Raw genomic sequence first — 17,811 nt, forward strand, 5'->3', positions numbered from 1 at the left:
ATTTTTTGATTTTCACTAAAGTTGTTTAAATATTTTTTAATAGGCTTAAATTTGGCATCGTTGTGATTATAAATTTAAGCAATTAGTATCAATTTATTTTAATTAAATTTTAGATACAATAAAAATAAATTTAGTTAAGGAATATGGTTTGCAAGATATTATTAACAAGATCGACTCTGCTCTAAATTTAGATGAATTGGAGCAAATTCGGCTTGAGCTATTTGGTAAAAAGGGTAGCATTACGGCTGAATTTAATAGATTAAAAGATGTTGAGCCTGAAAATAAAAAGGCTTATGCCCAAAGCTTAAATATCAAAAGAGACACTCTAACAGCTAAGCTAAATGAGAAAAAACTTAGCCTAGAAAGTGAATATATTAAATCTAAGATGAAGAGTGAAGCTATCGATATATCGCTATTTAATGAGCCTTTATCTACTGGTGCCTTGCACCCTGTTATGGAGACTATGGATAGAATAATTGAGTATTTTGTAGCACAAAATTTTAGTATCGAGACTGGTCCATTAATAGAAGATGATTTTCATAATTTTGAGGCTTTAAACTTACCCAAATACCACCCAGCAAGAGATATGCAAGATACATTTTATCTAAAAGATTTTAGACTTCTTAGAACTCACACTAGCCCAGTCCAAGTCCGCACCATGCTAAATCAAAAGCCACCGATCCGTATGATTGCGCCGGGGTCAGTCTTTCGTAGGGATTTAGACCTTACTCACACTCCGATGTTTCATCAAGTAGAGGGCTTAGTCGTTGAAGATGGCACTAAGGTTAGCTTTGCGAATTTAAAATATATTTTAGAAGATTTTTTGAGATATATGTTTGGTGATGTTAAGGTTAGATTTCGCCCTAGCTTTTTCCCATTTACTGAGCCTAGCACAGAAGTGGATATTAGCTGTATTTTTTGTAGCGGGTGCGGATGTAGAGTCTGTAAGCAAACAGGTTGGCTAGAAGTCCTTGGTAGTGGCGTTGTAGATCCAAATGTATTTGAGGCTGTAGGGTATAAAAATGTGAGCGGATATGCTTTTGGGCTTGGAGTGGAGCGTTTTGCGATGTTGCTTCATAGAATTCCTGATCTTAGAAGCTTATTTGAAGGGGATATTAGACTATTGGAGCAGTTTAAATGATAATAAGCAAAAAGTGGTTAAATGAGATTATAGATCTTTCAAATTTTAGCACCGAGCAGATCTGTGCTAAGCTAAATTCAATCGGATTAGAAGTAGATAGTGTTACTAATATTAAAATTCCAGATAATATAGTTGTTGGCTATGTAAAAAGCTGTCTAAAGCATGAAAATAGCGACCATCTACATGTCTGTGAAGTTGATGTAGGAGATAGAGTTTTACAGATAGTTTGCGGTGCGAAAAATGCTAAGGCCGATATATATGTTGCTGTGGCTTTAGTAGGCGCTGTGATGCCAAATGGATTAGAGATAAAAGAGGCGAAATTACGAGGCGTCCAAAGTAGCGGAATGCTATGCTCATCAACTGAATTAGGCCTACCTAAGATCAATGATGGAATCATGATCTTAGATGATAGCATTGGAGAGTTAGTCTTAGGCAAGGCTTTGAATGAATTCGATATCTTTGATGATGATATTATAGAGATTGAACTAACGCCAAATCGTGGAGATTGCTTAAGTATTTATGGTATAGCTAGAGATCTTTCATGCGCTCTTGATCTTATTTTACGAGATGAAAAAGCAATAAATGAAGATGATAGACAGCTTGGAATTGGGCGTTTAGTTAGCGTACATTGTGAAGCTTTGATTAATGGTGCTTTTGCTTATAGGGCTATTGAGATAGGTGAAGGCTTTAAAGAAAGCTTAAAATTAGCATTAAGAGCCGCATTAATAGGATCGCAAAAGACTACGAATTTAGAGCGACTTTTAGAGTGCCTAACTCATTATACGGGAGTTATATTTAGGGCTTATGACCATGGTAAGTTAGCTAGTAGTAGTGATGAAAAGATAGCTTTAACTATAAAAAAGCTTGAAAATGGCGCATATGGAATTCACTGCGGAGATAGACTTTTAAGCATTGCAGGAATTAGTCAAAATGACGATGCAAGAGTGGATGAAAATAGTAAAATAGCTATTATAGAGGCTAGTTATATAGAGCCAAATTTAATCTCAGAGATTTTAGGCAACGATAAAGATATTAAAAAAGATGAGTTTGCTTATCGTTCAACTCGTGGTTCTGAACCAAATTTAAATTATGCGATGAATATTTTATTTAATATTTTTACAAAAAATAATAATATCACACCATATTCTGGTACTCAGCAAGTCCAGCTTAGTAGAGAGCCAATTGCTATTGGTTTTGGCTCATCTGAGATTAGCGCAATGATTGGAATGACAATTAGTAGCACAGATATTGCTAGAATTCTTAAAAAGCTTGGCTTTGAGATTAGCGCAACATCTGATAATGAACAAATTTATGCTAAAGTTCCGCTATGGCGTAAAGTTCCGCTATGGCGTCATGATATTGTAAATTCGCATGATATTTGCGAAGAGATTGTAAGAATAATCGGGATTGATAATATCCCATCAAAAGCCTTAGAATATAGTGAAAAAAATCGCACAAATGAGTCTTATGAGCGATATAAGCTTTCACATAATATTAGACAAAAAGCAGCAAATTTAGGATTTTTTGAGAGTGTGCATTATCTATTTGATAATCCAATTGAGCTTAAAGAGTTGGGTGTGGCGTGTTCGTCTGAAGTGCTATTAAATCCTATAAATAGCGAGTTAAGTGCGTTAAAGCCTACATTAATAAATCACTTGCTAAATGCAGCTAGCTTTAATATCAAAAACTCAAAAAGATCGGTTAAATTGTTTGAATTTGGTGATGTTATTAGCAAAGATGGGATTCAAAGAGCTAAATTTGGCTTTGTTTTTAGCGGACTTATAGGCGAGCCAACACTTCTAAATGGGGCTAAACCAGCGACGATTGATTTTATATATTTTGTTAATTTAATCCAAAATATTTTAGGTAAAATTGAGCTAAGAAAATCAAATGATATTGAATTCCTAAGCGAATTTGAACAAGCAAAAGTCTATCAAAATGGTGATTATATCGGCTATATTGGTAGAGTAAATGCTACAATAGAACAAAGCAGAGATCTATTTAAAACCTATGTTTGTGAGATAGATTTTGATAATTTAAAACCTGTGAAAAAACTAGCAAATCCATACTCTAAATTCCAAAGCTTAAGTAGAGATTTAAGCATCATAATGCCAAAAGATATGCCTTATATCCGCATTAAAGAGACAATTGAGAAGCTAGAAATTAAGAGCTTAAAAGAGTTTTTACCAGTTGATATCTATAGTGATGAGAGCTTAGGCAATAGCGTGAGTTTGAGTATTAAATTTACATTTCAAGATGATAGCAAAACCCTTGAAGATGAAGAGATTGTAGCTATTATGGATAGTATTTTAAGAGCATTAAAAGAGAATTTGGGTATTGGATTAAGATGAGAGTAGAGCCTTTAAAATCAAAATTTGATGTAGAGTTTGACCTAGTATCAACAGATAAATCCATTAGCCATAGGTGTGCGATATTTTCGCTTTTGAGTGATGGGGTGAGTGTAATTAGCGATTATCTTGAGGCTGAAGATACTTTAAATTCATTAGAAATTGCTAAAAAACTTGGTGCCAAAATCGAAAAAATTGATAATAAATACTATATCGCTCCACCAACCAAAATTAGCTCAGCTAAATCAGTTTTAGAGTGCGGCAACTCTGGAACTGCGATGAGAATATATATGGGGCTTTTAGCTGGTTGTGATGGATTTTATGTATTAAGTGGCGATGAGTATCTAAATGAACGCCCAATGAGGCGAATCGCTGAACCACTTATGAAAGTTGGTGCTACTATCGATGGTAGAGATAGTGCTAATAAAGCACCGATCGCTATTAGAGGTAGAAGCTTAGACTATTTTAGCTACGATTCTAAGATATCTTCAGCGCAGGTTAAAAGCGCCTTAATCTTAGCTGGACTTTGTGCGAAGGGTTGCGAATTTAGCGAACCAGAATTGAGCCGAGATCATAGTGAAAGAATGCTAAAAGGAATGGGCGCTGATATCAGCTATAAAAATGGTAAAATCATAGTCCAACCGCTAAATTCAAAAAAGCTAAAACCACTTATAATGAGTGTGCCAAATGACCCTAGCTCGTGCTTTTTTTATGCTGTAGCGGCAGCTATAACGCCTGGTGCTAGGGTGAAATTTAAAAATATCTTACTTAATAAAACTAGAATTGAAGCTTATAAAGTGTTAGAAAAAATGGGAGCAAAAATCAACTATACTCCTACTAGTTCCCAGTATGAAGATATCGGTGATATCGAGATTATCGGTGATGAGTTAAATGCTATTATCGTGGATAAAAATATCTCATGGCTCATCGATGAAGCCCCAGCTCTTGCTATTGCTTTTGCTTGTGCTAAGGGCAAAAGTGAGCTTAGAAATGCAGCTGAGCTTAGAGTAAAAGAGTGCGATAGAATTAGCGTAACTATCAACGCCCTAAAAGCTTGCGGGATAGAGGCCGGAGAGTATGAAGATGGATTTTGGGTTGTCGGTACTAAGCCAAATAGGGCATTAGTCGATAGCCACGGAGATCATAGGATCGCTATGAGTTTTGCGGTGCTTGGGCTAAAATGTGGTATGGATATATCAAAGAGCGAATTTATCGCTACATCTTTTCCTAAATTTAGCCATTTCTTACGAATGCTGGGGGCTAGAGTTGAAGATTGAACTTGCTAAAAATTATGGATTTTGCTTTGGTGTTAAAAGGGCGATTAAGATTGCTGAAAATTCAGCTGGATCACAAGAATCCACATCTGCTACAATCGGTGAGCTTATCCATAATAGCTTAGAGATTAATAGATTAAAGGATAATTTCAGGGTTAAAACCTTAAAAAATATAAGCGAATTAACCGATGAAAAAAGAGCAATTATCCGCACTCATGGCATCACAAAAGGGGATTTAGAAAAGCTCAAAACTACAGGAATTGAGATAGTAGATGCGACCTGTCCTTTTGTCACTAAACCTCAAAATATCGTTGAAAAGATGAGTAATGAAGGCTATGAAATAGTGATTTTTGGGGATATTAACCATCCTGAGGTTAGAGGTGTTATGAGCTACTCAAGCAAACCTGTCCATGTAGTCTTATCAATCGATGAGCTAAAAAATACAAAACTACCACAAAAAGTAGCCGTCATCTCTCAAACAACCAAAAAAATTGAAGAATTTATCTCAATTGTTACCTATCTAATGCAAAGGGTAAAAGAGGTTAGAGTCTTTAATACTATATGCAACGCAACATTAGAAAATCAAGAAGCCGTAAGAGAGCTAGCCTCCAAAGCCGATGTAATGGTAATCGTAGGTGGTAAAAACTCATCAAATACCAAGCAACTATATCTAATATCTAAAAATTTATGTAAAGATAGCTATCTAATAGAGAGCCAAAATGAGCTAAATTCAGAATGGTTTAAAAATAAAAAGATATGCGGAGTAAGTGCTGGAGCTAGTACGCCTGAGTGGGTTATTCAAAATGTTATAAAAGAGCTTGAAAATATCGATAAAATTTGCAATAGTTAATATAATATAAAGCTAAAAAAAGGTAAAATTTAATTTTAAATGCTGTAAAGCAAAGAAATCTATAGATAAAAGGATCAAGATGGCTGAGGCGAATAAATTCGTTCATAATGACATTGACAAAATCGACCTAGAAGAAGATTTTGCTACTATGTTTGAAGAGTCTTTAAAGAGTGAAGAAGCTACTGTGTGTGATGGTGTCATCGTAAATATAAAAGATGACGAAGTGTATGTAGATGTACACAAAAAATCTGAAGGCGTAATGCATATATCTGAGATTACCGATGAAAACGGAAATCTAGTACATAAAATCGGTGATGTTATCAAGGTAGCAGTAACAGGCTCTAGAAATGGCAGACCTAGCGTATCTCATAAAAAAGCTCTTAGAAAAGAGAAGGTAAAAGCTTTCATAGATAATTTTAATGAAGAGGCTGAAAATATATTTGATGTAAAAATCATCTCAAAAAATAAGGGTGGATTTGTCGCTGTTAATGATGATGGTATCGAGTTCTTCATGCCTAGATCACAAAGTGGATTTAAAGATCCAAATCAAGCTATGAACAAAAGCTTTAAAGTTAAAGTTATTAAAATCGATAAAGACGATCAAAGTATCATTGTATCACGTAAAAAACTAGTTGACGAAGATAGAAAAAAACGTAAAGAGATAGTGTCTGCAATTTTAGAAAATACTGATGTAATCGAAGGAACTATCAAAAAAATCACTACATATGGTATGTTTGTTGATGTAGGCGGTATAGATGGACTAGTTCATTATAGTGAAATTAGCTATAAAGGACCAGTAAATCCAAATACTATATATAAAGAGGGCGATAAAGTAGATGTGAAAATCATTAAATATGATAATGAGAAAAAACATCTATCTCTATCTATTAAAGCCGCTACTCCAGATCCGTGGGATGAAATTAAAGATGGCCTAGAAGTTGGCGATACTATTAAAGTAACTGTAAGCAATATCGAGCCTTATGGTGCTTTTGTTGATTTGGGTAATGATATTGAGGGATTTTTACATATTAGCGAAATTTCTTGGGATAAAAATATCAAAAATCCAAAAGAATTTATAAAAGAAAATGAAGAATTAGATGTAGAAGTTATTGAGATCAATCCAACTAGTCGCCGTCTAAGAGTGAGCCTAAAAAACCTACTTCCAAAACCATTTGATGAATTTAGTGCTAAATTTAAAGAAGGCGATATTGTAAAAGGTGTGATAACTACACTTACAAACTTTGGTGCATTTGTAAGAGTTGGTGGATTGGAAGGTTTATTACACAATGAAGACTCATCTTGGGATAGAAATGATAAATGTAAAGATATCTTTAAAGCCGGTGACGAGGTAGAGGTAAAAATCATTAAAATCGATCCAAAAGAGCAAAAAATCTCTCTAAGCCAAAAAGATTTAAAGGCTAGCCCAGCTATGGAATATGCTAAATCTCACTCTATAGGAGATATCGTAAATGGCACTATAAGAGATATTAAAGATTTTGGTCTATTTGTAAGCTTAGATGATAATGTAGATGCTTTAATTCGTAAAGAAGATATTGGCTCACTTAATATTGATTCTTTAAAAATTGGGGATAGAATCGAGGCTGCTATTGCTTTTATCGATGAGAAAAAAAATAGAATTCGCCTAAGCGTGAAAAGATTAGCTAAACAAAAAGAGCGTGAAGTTTTAAATGAAATCAATAATGATGATAAAATGACGCTTGGCGATATCATTAAAGAGCAACTAGCATAATTAAGCTATGAAAAAAAACAGCCTTTATCTAATTTTAGCTGTTATATTTGTAGTAGTTTTTGGTGGGTTTATATCTTTGTTTGCTTATTTAAATTCAGGGTTATCCTCACCATCTATTCATACTAGTAATAGTGGTGTAGATTTAGAATACAACTATCAAAAATCAGATAATTGGCTTGAGAAGATTGCGGAGTTTGAAAAAAAAGACTCCGTACTACCTACAAATTTGATGATAATCGAGATAGGCGAGAAGAGTAAATTTGAAAAATATATTTCAAGATACTATATGTTAATTATCGATAGATGTGATTTTTATTCTATGTTTTGTATAAATAGAGTTATTAAAGATTTTAATATAAATTTTACAATTGTAAAAGATGGCGATCAAGCTACCATTTATATAGATACAGATAATAAAGATATAGCCTTAAGTGTAGCTAATGAACTCAAAAAATATAATATTCATACAACTTTAAAGGAAATTAACCTATGAAAACAGTTATAGTATGCGATGCTATTCATCCAGTTGGATTTGAGATCTTAAATGCTCAAAATGATATAAAAGTTATCGATGCTGTAGATATGCCAAAAGATAAACTTTTAGAGATTTTAGGTGAAGCTGATGTGGCAATTACTCGTAGTTCAACTGATTGTGGCGAGAAATTTATAAATGCAGCTACTAAGCTAAAAGCCCTAGTTCGTGCTGGTGTTGGTGTTGATAATGTTGATATAGATGGCTTTTCAAAAAAGGGCATTATAGTTATGAATGTGCCAACTGCAAATACAATTGCAGCTGTTGAAATGACTATGTGTCACCTATTAAATAGTGCTAGAAATTATATCAATTCTGTAAATGATTTACAACAAGATCGTGTTTGGAAACGTGAAAAATGGTACGGAAATGAGCTTTATGGCAAAACCTTAGGAGTTATCGGTTTTGGTAATATTGGCTCTAGAGTAGCATATAGAAGTCTTGCTTTTGGTATGAAAGTTATAGCTTATGATCCATATATTGATCCTAGCAAAGCTACTGATATGGGAGCTACATATACTACTAATTTTGATGATATTTTAGGTTGTGATTTTATTACAATTCATACACCAAAAAATAAAGAGACTACAAATATGGTAGATGAAGAGCAAATTGCTAAAATGAAAGATGGCGTTAGACTTATTAACTGCGCTCGTGGTGGCTTATATAATGAAGATGCGCTTTATAAGAATTTAAAAAGCGGTAAGATCGCTTATGCTGGTATAGATGTATTTGTCAAAGAGCCAGGAAATGATCATCCATTGCTAGATTTAAATAATGTAAGCGCTACTCCACACCTAGGCGCTAATACTTATGAATCACAAAAAAATATCGCCATAGATGCCGCTGAACAAGCTATTAGTGCTGCAAGAGGTATTTGCTATCCAAATGCTCTGAATTTACCTGTGAAAGTAGAGGATTTACCGCCATTTGTAGCGCCTTATACAGAGCTTTTACCTAAGATGGCGTATTTTGCTTCTCAGCTTAGCGGTAAAAAACAGATTAAAGCTATTAGGTTAGAGCTTGAAGGTGAAGTATCTGACTATGCTGAACCGATGTTATCATTTGCCATAGCGGGTGCTTTAAAAGATGTTTTAGGTGATACTATAAATTATGAAAATGCCACATTAAAAGCAGCTGAAAAAGGTATTGAAGTATCTACGACTATAGTTCCAGCAAGCGGGTATAAAAGCAAATTAACAATCAAACTAATCACAGATGAAGACTCTGTAAGTGTTGGCGGAACGGTCTTTAGTGAGACAGAGCAGAGAATTGTAAGCGTAAATGGATTTAAAACAGATTTTAAACCAAAAGGCAGAATGATAGTATTTAAAAATCGTGATATACCAGGCGTTATAAGTGATATTAGCGGAATTTTAGCTAAATCTAAGATTAATATTGCTGATTTTAGATTGGGCAGGGATAATGATGGTTTTGCTTTGGCTGTTATATTAGTTGATGAAGATATCAAAAAAGATATTTTAGACCAGTTAAATGCACTTGATGCGTGTGTTTGGGCTAGATACGCAGTATTAATTTAAAAGGAGAAAATATGGCTACATACTCTATGGGCGATTTAAAAAAGGGCTTAAAAATTGAAATTGATGGTAAGCCTTATAAGATTGTTGAGTATCAACATGTCAAACCAGGTAAGGGTGCGGCATTTGTTCGTGTAAAGATTAAATCATTTCTTGATGGTAAAGTATTAGAAAAAACCTTCCACGCTGGTGATAAATGCGAAGCTCCAAATCTAGTAGAAAAAGAGATGCAATATCTATATGATGATGGTGAATATTCTCAATTTATGGATGTTGAATCATATGAGCAAGTGGCTATCGCTGATGATGATGTTGGTGAAGCTAAAAAGTGGATGATAGATGGTATGATGGTTCAAATTCTATTCCATAATGGCAAAGCAATTGGCGTAGAAGTACCACAAGTGGTGGAGTTAAAAATAGTTGAAACTCAACCAAATTTCAAAGGTGATACTCAAGGTAGTAATAAAAAACCAGCAACCCTAGAGAGTGGTGCTGTGGTACAGATACCATTTCATGTGCTTGAGGGTGAAGTTATCCGTGTCGATACTGTCCGTGGCGAGTATATCGAAAGAGCAAATAAATAGCCACTCTTCTCCTTGTAAATTTATCTTACAAGGAGTTTATTCTAATTATTACATAATCTTTGCTTGATTTTGGGGTGATTTATGAAAAGATTAATTTATGCTATTTTATTGATTATTTTAGCTTTTGGTGCTTATAATTTGGTTGATAATAGGCTTAAGATAGCCAAATATGATTTTGATGCTAATAGCACACTTGGAAATGTCAATATAACAAGCTTTAAAGATGAGTATAAAATATTATATTTTGGATATACATTTTGTCCTGATATCTGCCCATCGACTCTTACTATTTTGTCATCTGTGATTGATGAAATGAAGCTTAATAATGATATTAAAATACTATTTGTTACGCTTGATTTACAAAGAGATAAAGAAAAAGAGTGTGATGAATTTGCTAAATATTTTTACTCAAATTCAGTATGCTTAAAAATGAAAGACGATGAGTTAAAAAAAGTTGTAAAAAACTACAACGCTAAATACGCAATTGTAAATTTACAAAATTCAGCGATGGATTATAGTGTAGCTCATAGCTCTTCAGTTTATCTATTTAAAAGAAATGGAAAATTTTATAAAGAGATCTCAAATTTAACAAAAGATGAGATTAAAAAAGAGATTTTAGAGCTAACTAAAGATTAAAAATTAATCTTAACAAATCTATTGGTCTTGTCAAATCTAAAGGTCAATAGATTTTGTAAAATCCCAAATAGACACATAAAAGTAATAAAACTACTTCCACCATAACTATAAAAAGGCAGAGGGATTCCAACTACTGGCGCAAAACCTATTGTCATAAAGATATTTACACTAACATAAATAAAGATTAAAAGTGCTACAGCACTTACTGCAGCTTTGATAAAATACTCATCTTTAAGTTTGTAATTTAAGCTTAAAAGATGCATAATTAAAAATCCATATAGCATAATTAGTCCTGCACCACCAATAAATCCATATCTCTCAACCGTATAAGCAAAGATAAAATCGCTAGTGGCGATTGGTAGGAATTTAAATTTAGTTTGTGTAGCTTCATCAATACTTTTACCAGTTATACCGCCATTACCGATTGCGATAATACTTTGTCTGACTTGATAGCTTGGCTTTTCGCTTATAAAGTCAGCTATTCTTTGCTTTTGATAATCGTGTAAATTTTCGTACAAAATAGGTGAGCAAATTCCAATTAGCAAAGCAATACTAATCCAAATTTTGCGATTAACACCTACTATAAACAACACACCATAGCCAGTAATTAATAGCATAAGTGCCGTGCCTAGATCTGGCTCTTTTAAGATTAAAAAAAATGGTAGAAGGATATAAAAGCTAATTTTTAAAAATTGTTTAAAGTTATATCCATTTTCATCGGGGGGAGTTTTTTTGATGATATAGGCTAGCATCAAGACAAAAGCAGGCTTCATAATCTCGCTAGGTTGGATGGTGAAATTTATAAATGGTATCTCGATCCACCTTTGTGCTCCAAGCTTGCTAACACCGACAAATTCGACGCTCAAAAGCAAAATTATATTAATCCAATATATACTAGGAATCAACCATTCAAGCTTACGAATCGGTAATAAAAAAAATAGCATAAACGTCCCAAAGCCAATTATAAAATAGGCTATCATCTTGGCTGAGAGCATATCGCTAGCTTCGTTTATTAGGCTATATGAGAGAAATATAATCGGAAGTATAAGTGCTGGCTGAACATAATCAAAATGTGTTAAAATTCTCTTATCTAGTAGTATCAAAATTCAAACCTAAGCAAAAATTGGGTAAAATTCTAGCTAAAAAAGGGTTAAGATTGACTGAATTTATATCATCGCAGACTTTAAGGCTTGACCAAGAATTAGCTGCCAAGCTTCAAGTCTCACGAAATCAAGTAGTTAGTCTCATTAAAAACGGTAGCGTAAGTGTAAATGGTAAAATAGTTACAAAAGCTGGTTTTGCTCTAAATTTAGGCGATAAAATATCTCTTATAAAACCGCAAATTACTCCAATTCAAAGTGAATTTAAAGCTGAGTTTGATGTAGAAATTTTATATGAAGATAGCGATATTTTAGTCATCAATAAACCAATTGGTGTTACTGTTCATCCAGCACCAAGTGTAAAAGAGGCCACTCTTGTTGAGTGGTTAAAGCAAAAGGGTTATACACTTTCAAGTTTAGGTGGAACAGAGAGAGCTGGAATAGTACATAGGCTAGATAAAGGTACTAGCGGGGTAATGGTTGTAGCAAAAAATAATCAAGCACATACAGCACTAAGTCAACAGCTAAGTAGTAAAGATATGGGAAGAATTTATTTAGCACTTTGTGATTTACCACTTAAGGAAAATTGCGTTATAGACAGACCAATTAGCAGACATCCTCAAAATCGCCTAAAAAACGCAGTAGTAAGCAGTGGAAAGCCGGCAAAATCAGCCTTTGCTAATATCATTTCAAGTCAAAATCGTAGAGTAAATTTAATTTCAGCAAAACTTTTTACTGGACGTACACATCAGATTCGTGTTCATCTAGCTAGCATTAATAGGCACATTTTAGGTGATGATTTATATGGTTTTAAGAGCAATAGTGATAAAATAAGAAGAATTTTTTTACACGCTTATATTTTGAGATTGATTCACCCTAAAAGTAATCAAATTATGGAATTTAAAGCCCCTTTGCCTAGTGAGTTTTATGAACTAATTAGTAAGGAATTTAATAAGGAGATAGTAGATGAGAATATTAGCGTCTTGTGTGATATCTTTGGGGGTATTGCTCAGTGGATGCGTTACGACTAAGACAACGCAGATAAATCCAGATTTGCCTACAATGAGTGGATTAAAGACTATTAGCGATATGACTGAAATTGCATTTGAGTGGCCACTTATGGCTCAAAGCAATATTAGTGGATTTTACCTATATCGCTCAAATCCAAATGCAAATAATCAGCTAAATGCAATTGCCAAGCTTGAAGATAAATTTATTACTCACTATGTAGATAGTAATCTAGCTCCATCAACTGAGTATATTTACGAGCTTAGAACATATGATAATCAAGGTAATATATCAGCTGAAGGAGAAAGGATTAGCGTTACTACTATGCCGTTAATCGAGTCTGTATCATTTATCCAAGCACTTTATGGTTTGCCAAATAAGATAAAAGTTTTATGGCGCCCTCATCCAGATTTGCGAGTGGTTTCATATATATTAGAAAAAAGTGCTTTATCAAGCAACAACTGGCACGAAGTTGCTCGTATAAATGGTAGATTAAATGTCGAATATATAGATAATGATGTTGAGCCGGGACAGAATTATAGATATAGAATTTCAGTTAAAACTTATAACGGCATAATATCAGCACCAAGCAAGGTAGTAGATGCACAGACAAAAGCATTGCCAAATATGGTTATAAATTTAAGCGCTAGTGTGAATTTGCCTAAAAAAATTATCCTAACTTGGGAGCCAAATTCAAATGATGATTTTGACCATTATGCTATTTATAGAGCAACAAATGATATCTTTCCAATGACTAAGGTTGCAACAACGACAGCAACAGAATATGAGGACTTAATCAATGATAATGGGGTAAATTATCATTATAAAGTTACAGTAGTAGATAGAGATGGTCTAGAAAGCCCTCGTCAAAATGCTTCAGTAGTAGGCTCAACCTTGCCAGCACCTAAAGAACCGGTATTTAGTTATGCTAGATTTAATGGTTCATTAGTAGAGCTTAGTTGGAATCAAAGTAGTGACTCAAGGGCGCTTAAATATAAAATCACAAAAACAAGTAGCAATGGTGAGGATATCATTTATGATATCGATGGGTTAAGTTATAGCGATACTCAGGTTCAAAAAGGTGTAGAATATACATATAAGATTCAAGCCGTTGATGAATATGGCTTAGAGTCTAAATATAGTCAAAAAGCAGTGGTGATAACTAAATAATGCCAAATATTGTAGCAAAAAATTTAAAAAATGTAGAACTTCCGGTTAAATTTAATGAAGTTGAATTTATCTGGGAAGCTAAAAGTAATGATGAGAAATTAATATATACTAAAGCACTTGGGTGCGAGTTTTGCCTAGTAGTAAAAGATAGAGGCAATAGCTATGTAATAAAGTGCGATAAGCTTACTAGACCAGCTAAGCTTGAAGCTGTGCAAATGGCGCTGGAGGCTTATAAGCAGCTATTTGCTAGCGATGTAATAAGCCAAGCTACAGCAGTTAAGAAGCCTAAAAATTTAGAGAGCAAATATATAATAAATAGCGATGAATTGCTAAATAGACTTGAAGACTGTGAGTATAAGAGGATTTTCGTAGAGATTGGCTTTGGTAGTGGTAGGCACTTGCTTTATCAAGCAAAAGAAAATCCAGAAGCGCTTATAATCGGTATAGAAGTCTATAAGCCAGCATGTTTGCAAGTAGAAAATTTAGCTGGAATAAATAGGCTAAAAAATATCGTTTTATTAAATTTAGATGCTAGATTGGTGATGAGCTTGCTTAAATCAAATAGTATAGATAGGCTATTTTTGCACTTTCCAGTACCGTGGGGTAAGAGCAAAATGCGTCGAGTAGTTAGTCCGCAATTTGCCTTGGAGTGTCAGCGTACTTTAAAAGATGGTGGAACATTTGAGCTAAGAAGCGATGATAGGGATTATACAGATTTTACAATTGGTTGCTTTATGGATCTTAAAAATGCCAATATACAGATATTTAAAAACAGATTTTTAGAGATTTCAAGCAAGTATGAAGATAGGTGGATTAGACAAAATAAGGATATTTATGATGTAATTTGCGCTTTTTATGGTAGTAGTGATGAGTTAGATTTGGATTTTAAATTTGAGTTTAGTGGATTAGAATTAGAATATATAAAATCAAATTTTGCTAATAAAACTATAAAATATAGTGATCATTTTCTTCATTTAGAGCGAATTTATATTTTAGACAATGGTGATGCATTAGTTAGAGTAGCGTTTGGGTCTTTTTATAGACCAGAGCATAGATATTTATTAATTTCTAGACAAAATACTATCTATTTATTTAAAAAACCGTTACTAACACCAGAAAATATTAAGGCTCATAATAATTTAGAGGATATGCTAAAATGCGCCACATTGTAGAAGCTAGAGATCTGATTTTAGAGTATGATAAGAGTTTTAGAGTTATAAATAAGGCAAATTTTAGCATCAATGTCAACGATTTTGTCTTTATTACTGGCAAAAGCGGCAGTGGTAAATCTACTTTAATTCGCTCTATGTATGGCGATATGGCTATTAGTGATGGAAGTTTAAATGTCTGCTTAAATGAACTTAAAGGTATTAATCATTCTAGTTTAGCACTTCTTCGTCAAAGAGTTGGAATAATTTTCCAAGATTTTCGCCTAATAAATGAATGGAATGTAGAAAAAAATGTAATGCTTCCACTAATTATTAAAGGTTATAATCAAAGTGTGTGCAAAAAGCAAGCCGCAAAGCTTTTAAATCATGTAAATTTACTGCATAAATCTGATAGATTTCCGCTTGAATTAAGTGGTGGAGAGCAGCAAAGGGTTGCTATGGCTAGAGCTTTGGCTCATAATCCTCAGTTGCTATTATGTGATGAGCCAACTGGAAGTTTAGATGATTACTCAAGCGAAGTAATATGGATGTTGCTTCGTTCAGCAAGAGAAGCGCTTGGTACTTGCGTAGTGGTCGTAACGCATAAGATTCCAGCAGGTTTAAGAATGCATTATCGTCACTTTGAGCTATCAAATGGAGAGGTAAATGAGATCATTTAAGAGCCATATTAGCGTTATTTTTCCACTTTTAATTTTGCTTTTTGCGATTGAATTTAGCCTAATGCTGGGCAAATTTGTGAGTGATTATGAAATAAAAATGGCAAATGATTATAATATTATAATTGTCTCAGAAAACAATCTAAACCAAGAGTCATTAATTTCGCTTATTCCTACTTTTGCTTCTCTTACTAGTCTTGATCCAAAAAGTGTTTTAAATCGCCTTAAAAATGATATATCATCTAAGAATATATCTGTACTAATTAGTATTTTACCAAAATTCTACTCACTCAAACTGACTAAATTTCCATCAAAAGAGACAATGGAAGATATTAAAGAAAATTTGAGCAAAATTCAAGGTATAAAGCGAGTCGAGACATTTTCTAAAACGCACGACCAAGTCTATAATATGCTAGTTTTATCTAAAAATGTAGCTGAGTGTTTTGCGTTTATGGTTGGACTTTTAGGACTTGTTTTGGTGTTTAAACAGATGAGAATTTGGCTTTATGAGCACCGTAGGCGTGTTGAGATTATGACTCTTTTTGGGGCGCCGTATTGGCTAAAATCTGCTATGCTTTATAAGCTTGCTGTGGTTGATAGTATTATTGCTACTACGCTTGTCGTGGTATTTTATGCGATTTTTCCAGCACTTCCTAGTTTTCAAAGCGCAATTTTTTCTATTGGATTTGAACAGCCAAATTTAAATCTTTTTAGTGATGCTTTGATTTTATTTAGTGCTTCTATTAGTATATCTATTATCGCAGTTAGTCTTGTTATGCTATTTTCAAGGCGTTCGTAAATGATTAGATTTTTGTTTATTGGCTTGATTTTTTCTTCACTTTTTAGTGTAAATGTATCTGATAAAATTAAAGATCAAAAAAATAGTATTGATTCAGCCAAAAAGCTTGAAAGTCAGATAAATAAAAAACTTGAAGAGTTAGCTAATGATATAATTGCTGGCAATAAAGCTGTGCAAAATACTGCTAAGCAGATTGAAGAGCTAGCTAAGCAAGTTGAGGAATTAGAAGATAGTGCTCATAGTGCTAATCTTGAACTAGATAAGCTTACTAGCCAAAATGGTGAGCTAATTCGTAGTCAAAAAGATATGGAGCTTAGGCTAGTCAAAATTATAAGTGAAGATTTTGCCTACGATTTAGTAGCGCCAAATGATTATAGTGAGAGTCAAGATAGCATAATAGCAACTGAGATTTTAAAAAATTTAAATAGTGTAATGAATAGTGAATTTAAAAAATTAGCTCAAGATTATGAAGAGACTACAAATTTGATAAAATCACAATCAAAAAAGATTGAATCGATTAAATTTGATTTAAAAGAATTTCGCCAAAAGCAAAAAGCTTTAAAATCGCTCCAAACTAAGCAAAAGAAAAATTTAGAGATTTTAAACCAAGATAAGAGTATATATTCTAAAAAGTTAGCCGATATCAAAAAACAGCAAGATGAGATGCGAAAAACGCTTGAGAGCTTACAAATTTTAGCTATAAAACCAAAAAAACAACCAAAGCAGCAAACCCAAACTACAGCTAAAAACGATGATGTAAGAGTGATAGGTACAAGCTATCAAGCAGGTAATGTAAAGCGATATAGTGGCTCTAAAACTATTGCTCCTTTGGATAAATTTAGCGTAAAGCAAAAATTTGGCGATTATGTAGATCCTGTTTATAATATTAAAATTTTTAATGAATCTGTCGTACTTCGCTCAGCCACTACAGATGCTAGAGTGAAAAATGTTTTAGCTGGGACAATTGTATTTGCCAAAGAAACACCTGTATTAGATAAGGTGGTAATAGTAGAAAATGGCAATGGAATTCACACAATTTACGCTCATTTAGATAAGATTGCTCCTACTATCAAAGTAGGCCAAAAGGTGAAAAAAGGCTATGTTATAGGGCGAGTGAAACAAGATTTGACCTTTGAGGTTACGCAAAAAAACTATCATATAAATCCACTTGAATTGATCGCTATGAATTGATTGACTTGAATTTAATATTGATTAATGCGTTTTTTAATTTGTTTTGGATATAATTGCCAAATTTT

The 17,811-nt window shown here is 33.4% G+C and carries 16 protein-coding genes; 15 read left to right on the top strand and 1 reads right to left on the bottom strand.

From position 1 onward, the window contains the following. Positions 1 to 148: 148 nt before the first annotated feature. The 9 genes from pheS to CIGN_RS02925 all read left to right on the top strand — a co-directional run bounded on the left by pheS (position 149) and on the right by CIGN_RS02925 (position 10,653). Positions 149 to 1,141, top strand: a complete 993-nt coding sequence (gene pheS / locus CIGN_RS02885; protein ID WP_086224758.1) for a phenylalanine--tRNA ligase subunit alpha — start codon at positions 149 to 151, stop codon at positions 1,139 to 1,141. Next, positions 1,138 to 3,492, top strand: coding sequence for a phenylalanine--tRNA ligase subunit beta (pheT, locus tag CIGN_RS02890; RefSeq protein WP_086302168.1), 2,355 nt, complete (start codon positions 1,138 to 1,140; stop codon positions 3,490 to 3,492). Before pheS ends, pheT begins: the two co-directional genes overlap by 4 nt. Then, positions 3,489 to 4,766, top strand: coding sequence for a 3-phosphoshikimate 1-carboxyvinyltransferase (aroA, locus tag CIGN_RS02895; RefSeq protein ID WP_086302169.1), 1,278 nt, complete (start codon positions 3,489 to 3,491; stop codon positions 4,764 to 4,766). The genes pheT and aroA overlap by 4 nt, the downstream gene beginning before the upstream one ends. Further along, positions 4,756 to 5,613 carry a 4-hydroxy-3-methylbut-2-enyl diphosphate reductase gene (locus CIGN_RS02900; RefSeq protein ID WP_086240644.1) on the top strand — a complete coding sequence of 286 codons (858 nt, stop codon included), beginning with the start codon at positions 4,756 to 4,758 and terminating at the stop codon, positions 5,611 to 5,613. The genes aroA and CIGN_RS02900 overlap by 11 nt, the downstream gene beginning before the upstream one ends. A 79-nt stretch (positions 5,614 to 5,692) precedes the next feature. Continuing rightward, positions 5,693 to 7,363: a 30S ribosomal protein S1 gene (locus CIGN_RS02905; RefSeq protein ID WP_086302170.1), complete on the top strand. Its 1,671-nt coding sequence runs from the start codon at positions 5,693 to 5,695 to the stop codon at positions 7,361 to 7,363. Between the two features lie 7 nt (positions 7,364 to 7,370). Further along, positions 7,371 to 7,856, top strand: a complete 486-nt coding sequence (locus CIGN_RS02910; RefSeq protein ID WP_086224753.1) for a hypothetical protein — start codon at positions 7,371 to 7,373, stop codon at positions 7,854 to 7,856. Continuing rightward, on the top strand, positions 7,853 to 9,436 hold the full coding sequence (gene serA, locus CIGN_RS02915) for a phosphoglycerate dehydrogenase (RefSeq protein WP_086224752.1): 1,584 nt from the start codon (positions 7,853 to 7,855) through the stop codon (positions 9,434 to 9,436). Before CIGN_RS02910 ends, serA begins: the two co-directional genes overlap by 4 nt. 11 nt (positions 9,437 to 9,447) lie before the next feature. Continuing rightward, entirely contained in the window at positions 9,448 to 10,017 is a 570-nt protein-coding gene (gene efp / locus CIGN_RS02920; protein ID WP_086224751.1) for an elongation factor P, read from the top strand. Positions 10,018 to 10,098: 81 nt separating this feature from the next. Further along, positions 10,099 to 10,653 carry an SCO family protein gene (locus CIGN_RS02925; RefSeq protein WP_086302171.1) on the top strand — a complete coding sequence of 185 codons (555 nt, stop codon included), beginning with the start codon at positions 10,099 to 10,101 and terminating at the stop codon, positions 10,651 to 10,653. On the opposite strand, the gene CIGN_RS02930 is transcribed toward CIGN_RS02925, so the two are convergent. Continuing rightward, positions 10,650 to 11,756 (bottom strand): FtsW/RodA/SpoVE family cell cycle protein, encoded by a 1,107-nt coding sequence (locus tag CIGN_RS02930; RefSeq protein ID WP_086302172.1) that lies wholly within the window; start codon positions 11,754 to 11,756, stop codon positions 10,650 to 10,652. The genes CIGN_RS02925 and CIGN_RS02930 overlap by 4 nt on opposite strands. A gap of 53 nt (positions 11,757 to 11,809) precedes the next feature. Here CIGN_RS02930 and CIGN_RS02935 point away from each other — a divergent pair, with 53 nt between their 5' ends. Genes CIGN_RS02935 through CIGN_RS02960 form a run of 6 tightly spaced genes read left to right on the top strand, consistent with a single transcriptional unit; the run spans position 11,810 to position 17,746 of the window. After that, complete coding sequence (locus tag CIGN_RS02935; RefSeq protein ID WP_086226218.1) at positions 11,810 to 12,784, top strand: RluA family pseudouridine synthase; 975 nt, start codon at positions 11,810 to 11,812, stop codon at positions 12,782 to 12,784. Further along, positions 12,720 to 13,931 (top strand): fibronectin type III domain-containing protein, encoded by a 1,212-nt coding sequence (locus CIGN_RS02940; RefSeq protein ID WP_086234629.1) that lies wholly within the window; start codon positions 12,720 to 12,722, stop codon positions 13,929 to 13,931. Before CIGN_RS02935 ends, CIGN_RS02940 begins: the two co-directional genes overlap by 65 nt. Beyond that, complete coding sequence (gene trmB, locus CIGN_RS02945; RefSeq protein WP_086302173.1) at positions 13,931 to 15,103, top strand: tRNA (guanosine(46)-N7)-methyltransferase TrmB; 1,173 nt, start codon at positions 13,931 to 13,933, stop codon at positions 15,101 to 15,103. The genes CIGN_RS02940 and trmB overlap by 1 nt, the downstream gene beginning before the upstream one ends. Further along, complete coding sequence (locus tag CIGN_RS02950) at positions 15,088 to 15,759, top strand: cell division ATP-binding protein FtsE (RefSeq protein ID WP_086224745.1); 672 nt, start codon at positions 15,088 to 15,090, stop codon at positions 15,757 to 15,759. Before trmB ends, CIGN_RS02950 begins: the two co-directional genes overlap by 16 nt. Then, positions 15,746 to 16,555 carry an FtsX-like permease family protein gene (locus tag CIGN_RS02955; RefSeq protein WP_179186983.1) on the top strand — a complete coding sequence of 270 codons (810 nt, stop codon included), beginning with the start codon at positions 15,746 to 15,748 and terminating at the stop codon, positions 16,553 to 16,555. The genes CIGN_RS02950 and CIGN_RS02955 overlap by 14 nt, the downstream gene beginning before the upstream one ends. Next, on the top strand, positions 16,556 to 17,746 hold the full coding sequence (locus tag CIGN_RS02960; protein WP_086302174.1) for a murein hydrolase activator EnvC family protein: 1,191 nt from the start codon (positions 16,556 to 16,558) through the stop codon (positions 17,744 to 17,746). The last annotated feature ends 65 nt before the right edge of the window (positions 17,747 to 17,811 follow it).

The organism is Campylobacter devanensis (genome assembly GCF_002139915.1).
Taxonomy (GTDB): domain Bacteria; phylum Campylobacterota; class Campylobacteria; order Campylobacterales; family Campylobacteraceae; genus Campylobacter; species Campylobacter devanensis.

Excerpts from the sequence above, each read along its gene's own strand:
- pheT (WP_086302168.1), top strand. The coding sequence starts at position 1,138 with ATGATAATAAGCAAAAAGTGGTTAAATGAGATTATAGATCTTTCAAAT.
- aroA (WP_086302169.1), top strand. The coding sequence starts at position 3,489 with ATGAGAGTAGAGCCTTTAAAATCAAAATTTGATGTAGAGTTTGACCTA.
- CIGN_RS02905 (WP_086302170.1), top strand. The coding sequence starts at position 5,693 with ATGGCTGAGGCGAATAAATTCGTTCATAATGACATTGACAAAATCGAC.
- CIGN_RS02910 (WP_086224753.1), top strand. The coding sequence starts at position 7,371 with ATGAAAAAAAACAGCCTTTATCTAATTTTAGCTGTTATATTTGTAGTA.
- serA (WP_086224752.1), top strand. The coding sequence starts at position 7,853 with ATGAAAACAGTTATAGTATGCGATGCTATTCATCCAGTTGGATTTGAG.
- efp (WP_086224751.1), top strand. The coding sequence starts at position 9,448 with ATGGCTACATACTCTATGGGCGATTTAAAAAAGGGCTTAAAAATTGAA.
- CIGN_RS02925 (WP_086302171.1), top strand. The coding sequence starts at position 10,099 with ATGAAAAGATTAATTTATGCTATTTTATTGATTATTTTAGCTTTTGGT.
- CIGN_RS02940 (WP_086234629.1), top strand. The coding sequence starts at position 12,720 with ATGAGAATATTAGCGTCTTGTGTGATATCTTTGGGGGTATTGCTCAGT.
- trmB (WP_086302173.1), top strand. The coding sequence starts at position 13,931 with ATGCCAAATATTGTAGCAAAAAATTTAAAAAATGTAGAACTTCCGGTT.
- CIGN_RS02950 (WP_086224745.1), top strand. The coding sequence starts at position 15,088 with ATGCGCCACATTGTAGAAGCTAGAGATCTGATTTTAGAGTATGATAAG.
- CIGN_RS02955 (WP_179186983.1), top strand. The coding sequence starts at position 15,746 with ATGAGATCATTTAAGAGCCATATTAGCGTTATTTTTCCACTTTTAATT.
- CIGN_RS02960 (WP_086302174.1), top strand. The coding sequence starts at position 16,556 with ATGATTAGATTTTTGTTTATTGGCTTGATTTTTTCTTCACTTTTTAGT.